This is a genomic window from Enterococcus sp. DIV1298c, assembly GCF_017316315.1.
GTDB classification, from domain to species: Bacteria; Bacillota; Bacilli; order Lactobacillales; family Enterococcaceae; genus Enterococcus_B; species Enterococcus_B mangumiae.
The window spans coordinates 1-4,240 of the sequence record NZ_JAFLWG010000082.1 but is presented as its reverse complement, the minus strand read 5'-3'; the positions used below and the strand labels follow the sequence as shown (position 1 = coordinate 4,240).

6 protein-coding genes are annotated in these 4,240 nt (G+C 32.8%); 4 read left to right on the top strand and 2 right to left on the bottom strand.

Annotated features, from left to right (window positions below):
* Positions 1-35: 35 nt before the first annotated feature.
* Positions 36-251, bottom strand: coding sequence for a helix-turn-helix transcriptional regulator (locus JZO83_RS14085; protein ID WP_206855186.1), 216 nt, complete (start codon positions 249-251; stop codon positions 36-38).
* Between the two features lie 8 nt (positions 252-259).
* Positions 260-733, bottom strand: coding sequence for a DUF2975 domain-containing protein (locus JZO83_RS14080; protein ID WP_206855188.1), 474 nt, complete (start codon positions 731-733; stop codon positions 260-262).
* 583 nt (positions 734-1,316) lie between these two features.
* On the opposite strand from JZO83_RS14080, the gene JZO83_RS14545 reads away from it, so the two are divergent.
* The 4 genes from JZO83_RS14545 to JZO83_RS14060 all read left to right on the top strand — a co-directional run bounded on the left by JZO83_RS14545 (position 1,317) and on the right by JZO83_RS14060 (position 4,191).
* Complete coding sequence (locus JZO83_RS14545) at positions 1,317-2,600, top strand: GHKL domain-containing protein (RefSeq protein WP_206855191.1); 1,284 nt, start codon at positions 1,317-1,319, stop codon at positions 2,598-2,600.
* A gap of 2 nt (positions 2,601-2,602) precedes the next feature.
* Positions 2,603-3,355, top strand: a complete 753-nt coding sequence (locus JZO83_RS14070; protein ID WP_206855193.1) for a LytTR family DNA-binding domain-containing protein — start codon at positions 2,603-2,605, stop codon at positions 3,353-3,355.
* Positions 3,356-3,457: 102 nt separating this feature from the next.
* Positions 3,458-4,024, top strand: a complete 567-nt coding sequence (locus JZO83_RS14065) for an accessory gene regulator B family protein (RefSeq protein WP_206855194.1) — start codon at positions 3,458-3,460, stop codon at positions 4,022-4,024.
* A 2-nt stretch (positions 4,025-4,026) separates the two neighbouring features.
* Positions 4,027-4,191 (top strand): cyclic lactone autoinducer peptide, encoded by a 165-nt coding sequence (locus tag JZO83_RS14060; RefSeq protein ID WP_206855197.1) that lies wholly within the window; start codon positions 4,027-4,029, stop codon positions 4,189-4,191.
* Positions 4,192-4,240 lie beyond the last annotated feature (49 nt).

The following is a 4,240-nucleotide window of genomic DNA, read 5'->3' as shown; positions in this document are numbered from 1 at the left end:
TTTTATGTCTTGTGGGCTTTATAAAATAAAAATATTTAGTTTTCTATATCTTTCTCAAAACTAAGAAGATCACCGGGCTGACAATTTAATACTTCGCAGATTTTATCTAATGTGGTAAAGCGGATCGCTTTTGCTTTTCCGGTTTTTAAAATGGAAAGATTCGCCATAGTTATCCCAACTTTATCACTTAGTTCAGTCACTGACATTTTTCGTTTTGCTAACATCACATCTAGATTTACAATGATTGCCATCTTGCACCTCACACAGTCAATTCATCATTTTTCTTAAGACGAATCGCTTCTTCTAATATTTTGATCAAGACATTCATCAAGACAAGACCAGCAAATGGTAAGAAAACAAGTGCCAAGCCTAAAAGCATCAATCCGGGTGCATCATCTGCATCAGCTAATAGATAAAATTTTGGTAAAATGCCAAAAGAACTGATAGATAAGAAAATCATCACTTTCCGGATATAACTAACTAAGTGGTGAGAATCATCAGAAAATGTTTGGTCAGTAGAAATGTTGGTCAATAATTTGAAAATAATGCCACCGATTAGGATACCGGAAAATAGCGTAATGTAGATGACTGCGATGAAGAGAGCGGTTTGCCAATCGAATGGTCTAGTTCTTTCACTTGTTAACAGTTGTGTAGCAAACAAAAGGCCGAATAGAACGAATACAGCACATACGCCAATAGTAGTTGTTTTTAAAAATAGTGAATGACTTTTCATATGATTTCCTCCTATGTGGATATATTGAAAAACAAATATTTTTTATCGTTTATCGATAAATACGAAACTGAACGATTGCCTTTTCCGCAGAAAAGGCAATCTAACGAAGCATTGGTGTTACTTAAAACCTCTTACTTGAGAGGCGATTACTCTATATTAACTCTTTCTCATTTAAACAATGTATTCCCTAACCACTAATACATCCTTGTAACCCTTTAGTTACGCCAGTGGGATTAAATTTCATAAAAACAAATTAAGATGTCGCATAACATATGATTCGTAATAAAAATAATTATAACATATATAGTTACAAATGTAAACGAAATGGTAATTTTCATAAAAAAACATTGGCTATACCGAAAAAATGATAAGTTCTACTCAGTATATTAATCAACATATAATCCAAATAACTAGTGAAATATGCTACAATCTTTTTTGGTGATAAGGTGGAAAATTTTTGATTAAAAATACATAAAATAATTTCGTTACGCTTCATCCAATAAAAGTTTTGCACGTAAAGCAAAACTTAACTGTTATTTTTACATTGTACACAAGAGGATTTACTCAAAATAGGGGGGTTTTTGTGAATTTAAACACGCTGGAAAGCTTGTTGATAGTCATCGTTCAAACGGCTTGTATCTTTTTTGTCACTAGCTTTTTGGATACGTATTTGAAAAGTTGGTATTATGTCATTATGTCGATCATTGGAATAGTTTGCTATATGGCACTTTATTTTGTGATCAATGTTTTTGCTACGATTGTTCTATGGATAGGGCTTTGTATGATCACTTTTTATTTTAGGAGAAATATTTATACAGCCTTATTTATCCCTTCTGTCACTTTCTGCTTATATATTTTTTCTGATTATCTCATCAATTTCAGCTATTCTATTCTACACTTAGATCTAAGTATAAGATTAACCGTCATTTTAGGAACTAGTCTTTTTTTCCTCTTTGCCTATATTTTCAAAACTTGGTTATTAGAAAAATGCTACAAGGATTTATTAACGATAAAAATCAGTGGGGTCATTGCTACAGCAACGATCTTGGTCTATTTTAGCCTGTTAGTCATGGAAAGGTTTTCTAATTTACGAGCCTACTTGATGGATGCGCATGAGCTATTTGTGATCCTCTATGGCCTGTTATCAACGGTCCTTTGTTTTTCTTTCATTTTCATAAAAAGGACGGAATATGAAAATAAAGAACAAAAACGACAAATGAATTATTTGATCGAATATAGTGAGCAAGCAGAAAAAAATTATCTAGAGATCCTGAAATTCAAACATGACTACAAAAATATTCTGATTTCTTTGGAAGAATATATTGAATCAGAAGATTTGTCAGGTCTAAAAGATTATTTTCGAAATAGTATCAAAGCTACTGGAACGATTTTTGATCAAGAAATTTTCAAGATGTCTTCGATTTCAAATATAAAAATAAGAGAAATCAAAAGTGTCATTTTGAGTAAGTTGTACATGGCTCACCAAGAAGGAATCCACGTAAACATATCTGTACCAAAAGTGGTGGAGAAGATCGAAATGCCCACGATGGTCCTAGTAAGAATGTTGGGAATCATTTTGGATAATGCCATTGAAGCTTCGAGAGAGATCGAACAGCCGGAGATCGAAATAGCGATCGTAGCTGATCACAAAGATTGTACTTTCATGTTGATCAATAAATGTAAAAGTAACTTACCTAAACTACATGATTTAAAAAAACCAAATTTTACGACAAAACCAGGGAATTCTGGTATCGGGTTAGCCAATTTAGATGATTTAGTCAAATTGAATACCAATGTCTTTTTAGATACGAAAATCCAATCGGATAAATTTATACAAATCATAACTATATGTGGAGTAGAGGGATAATTATGTTAAAAATTTTTATTTGTGATGATCAAGAGATCCATCGTAATCGAATCGCCAGCATTGTTAAGAATTACGTCATGATGATGGATTATGATGTTGAATTTCAATTAGCGACAGAAAATCCTTATGATATTTTGTCTTATCTATCGAAGAATAAAACAGAAGGTATCTATTTTTTAGATATCGATCTAAATTCAGATATCAATGGTGTGGAACTTGGAAAACAAATTCGTCAATATGATCCAACAGCTAAAATCATTTTTGTCACAACATATACGGATTTTGTTTATCTTACTTTTCTTTATAAGGTAGAGGCATTAGATTATATAATCAAAGATAACGAAGAACAATTGCAACAGAAAATCATCAGCTGTATTGATATTGCGATTGAACGATATATGAATACTGCATTGTCTACAAGAGAACAAATTTGGCTGAAAAGTGGGGCAGTCGATGTCAAACTGTATGTAGATGAGATTCTATTCTTTAGCTCAAGCCCAACTCCGCATAAATTGATCGTTCATTTAGACAATCGGATGATCGAATATGCTGGGAAAATCAAAGAAATCGAAAAACTAAGTGATTCTTTATGTCGGTGTCATCAATCTTTTGTCGTCAATTTAGCTAATATATCAGAAATCAATAAAAAAGAACGCAAAGTGATCATGACCAATGGGGAAGAATGCTTAGTTTCCACCAGATATTTAAAAAAACTAGTCACACGATTCGAAAATGATCTTTCAACGAGTGCATAAGCGCATGTTTTTTTGCACTTTTGCTAAGATTCTTTACACTTTTGAAAAAATAATCCATCAAATTATAAAATAGGTATAATAAACTGCGAAGGAGCGTGAGAAATGACTGAAGAGTATATTTCTATAGAGGAAAAATTATCGAAGAAAATAAGCGGACATTTTGCTGCACAATTAGGTCTTTCACCGATTGAACAAGCAAAGGTGGAGTATGGGTTATCAATTCTATTTGTGGATCTATTCAAAATGATGGTGATGTATGCGATTGCATTTCTACTACACATCATGGGCGCAGTATTCATCACACACCTTGTTTTCATCTCAGTTCGCTTTACAACAAAAGGGTTTCATGCAAGTAATAGTGCAGTTTGTACGATACTTAGTGTGCTTTTCTTGGTTGTGTTGCCATGGATCACCGCTTCCATTGGGTTTGAACTGACCCGTCCTTTGTTTAGTCTCGGTATTCTATTAGTTGGTCTGGGAGTATTCGTGAAAGAGCGAACGATCAACAAAACAAACGGACCATTCCAATTGAAAAAAACAGTTCTTATTATTCTGTTCATCACAACGATCGGTTTGCTTTTGCCTAGTGACAGTATCCGTACATATCTCTTATTAGGTTTAGCGATTGCTACATTGTTGATGTTTATAAAAAATAAAGGGGTAGATTAAATATGTTAACAAATCTAAAAACAAAAAAATTACAAATGATGCACGTCATCTCAACTATGGCGATTGCTATCGCAACATACGCAATGGGAACGATCGGAGCAGATTGTACATTCGTTATCTATGAGCCAAAAATGCCTGAAGCTTTAAAAAATGAAATGAATAAATAAAAACAAAAAAGCGATTTAGATTTTTTCTAAATCGCTTTTTTATTTTTAC

Coding starts and splice junctions, on each gene's coding strand:
- JZO83_RS14085 (WP_206855186.1), bottom strand. CDS start 251: ATGGCAATCATTGTAAATCTAGATGTGATGTTAGCAAAACGAAAAATG.
- JZO83_RS14080 (WP_206855188.1), bottom strand. CDS start 733: ATGAAAAGTCATTCACTATTTTTAAAAACAACTACTATTGGCGTATGT.
- JZO83_RS14070 (WP_206855193.1), top strand. CDS start 2,603: ATGTTAAAAATTTTTATTTGTGATGATCAAGAGATCCATCGTAATCGA.
- JZO83_RS14065 (WP_206855194.1), top strand. CDS start 3,458: ATGACTGAAGAGTATATTTCTATAGAGGAAAAATTATCGAAGAAAATA.
- JZO83_RS14060 (WP_206855197.1), top strand. CDS start 4,027: ATGTTAACAAATCTAAAAACAAAAAAATTACAAATGATGCACGTCATC.